This is a genomic window from Streptomyces sp. SID486, from assembly GCF_009865385.1.
Lineage (GTDB): Bacteria > Actinomycetota > Actinomycetes > Streptomycetales > Streptomycetaceae > Streptomyces.
On sequence record NZ_WWJT01000180.1, the window covers coordinates 1 to 1,824 of the forward strand.

Annotated in this window: 2 protein-coding genes and 1 pseudogene; all 3 read right to left on the minus strand. The window is 75.5% G+C overall.

Translation table 11 applies throughout. The features are described from left to right. Nucleotides 1-275, minus strand: a pseudogene (locus tag GT045_RS08740) (antibiotic acetyltransferase); the annotation flags it as partial. A 96-nt stretch (nucleotides 276-371) separates the two neighbouring features. Continuing rightward, nucleotides 372-926 carry a GNAT family N-acetyltransferase gene (locus tag GT045_RS08745; RefSeq protein ID WP_161333823.1) on the minus strand — a complete coding sequence of 185 codons (555 nt, stop codon included), beginning with the start codon at nucleotides 924-926 and terminating at the stop codon, nucleotides 372-374. Between the two features lie 194 nt (nucleotides 927-1,120). After that, the coding region (locus GT045_RS08750) for a GNAT family protein (protein ID WP_237538468.1) at nucleotides 1,121-1,824 on the minus strand (704 nt) is incomplete at its 5' end.

Below are 1,824 nucleotides of genomic sequence, written 5' to 3' on the forward strand. Positions count from 1 at the left end.
GGGAAGGTCGAGGGGCCGTCCATACGGTGGTTGGCGCCGTTCATGATGAACCGCACGCCCGTGCCCAGCGCGCAGAACTTCCCGATCACCAGCTTCTCCGGGCCGTAATGGTAGAGCACGTTGCGCGTCTCGAACGCGGTCGCGTCGTCGGGGTCGTCGTAGTAGGAGTACTCTCCGACCTCGATCAGCGGGGACGTGACCAGCGGCCTGAGCAGCACGACCCGCGGCTGCCCGGGCATCGGGTGGAGGACGGTCGGGTCGGCTGGGACGGGCATGGCGGGCGGTTCCTCATCGGTGGCCGGTCGGTGACCGGTCCATCATGCCGAGCGGCATGGACGCGCCGGGCACCGGGTGGCCGCGAAGCCTCCGTCTCAGCGGACGCGTTCGGCCGCCGCGCGGGTGAGATGGCGTCGGGGAGCGGAGGCTTCGCGGGCCCGGCTCGCGCCGGTCGCGGGCGCGTCGGCGAGCGGCCGTACGAAGAGGCTCACCGTGGCCTCCTCGGCGAAGCCGTTACGGCGCATCAGTTCGGCGGACGCGGTGTTGCGGCGCTCCACGTCCGTGACGACGCACACCGCGCCGGCCGCCGCAAGCCGCGCACAGCACTCCTCGACCAGCCGGGAGGCCGCGCCGCGTCCCTGGTATCCGGGGTCCACGGCGATCCACTCCAGATACCCCCAGTCGGCGCGCTGCTCGAAGGACAGGGAACCGAGCACGAACCCGGCGACCCGGTCACCGTCGAGCAGCACCAGGCAGGCCGGATCCGGCGCGTCCAGGTGCCCGGCGACGGCCGACAGCGACCAGCCGGTGTAGGGCATCGCATCGGTGTCGTACACCCGGTGGCCGAGTTCCAGCACGGCGGCCAGGTGTTCGAAGCCGAGCGGCCGGAGCGTCAGCTCGGCGGCGTTTCCGGTGGGCGCGTCGGGCATGGGGCCCTCCCTTGCGTGCGGTGTTTCGCAGCATATGTCCACTCCGGCGACGGGGCACGGCCGGTACCGCGCCGGTACCGCGCCGGTGTCGGACTTGCGGGCGCTGCGGGCGTTGCGGGCGTTGCCGGCGTTGCGGGCGCCACCGGGCTGCGGCGCTGTGGGGGCCCGGCGGGTTCCGGGGGATGCGTGGGCGGTCAGTGGCAGCGGCGGGGTGCCGCGCAGTCGTGCCGGTGCCAGACGGCGGCGACCACGCGGCCGTCGGGCAGGGTGTGCCGGGCCGGACCCCGGTCGGGGACGAAGCCCGCGCGCGCCAGGGCCCGCAGGCTCGCGGCGTTCCCCGGCTCGGCACCAGCCCGGACGGTGGCCAGTCCGGCGTGTTCGTGGGCCAGTTCCACGCCCGCGCGGAACAGCTCCGCGCCCAGGCCCCGGCCCCGGACGCCGGGGGCCAGCCAGCCGCCCATCTCACCCGTCCGGTGCTGCAGTTCGAGGCCGCCGGCGTAGCTCAGGTCGCACCGGCGCACGCAGACCAGGAAGAACGGGTCGTCCGGGCCGGGCGCGTACGGCTCGGCCAGACCGCGGGGGATCCGGCGGCCGTCGTCACCGGCGGGCCGCCAGGCCAGCAGGGCCCGGCGGGTGTCGGCGTCGGGCAGCACCTCGTCCGCCTGGGTGCCGAGCCACCGCTGCGCCGCCGCGTCCGCGCTCGCCGCGAGCCCGGCCACCATGTCCAGGCGGGTCCGCGGTGTGAACAGCAGCAGCCGTTCGGTGGCCAGTACGTGCCGGCCGGGCTCGCACCTGCCCGGCTCGGGGAGCCCGGGCGCGGTCCGGCGGCGGAGCAGCGACCAGACCATGGCACCCCTCGGCGGTACGGCACGCGCGGCGGGCGTGCCGTACCGGAGAC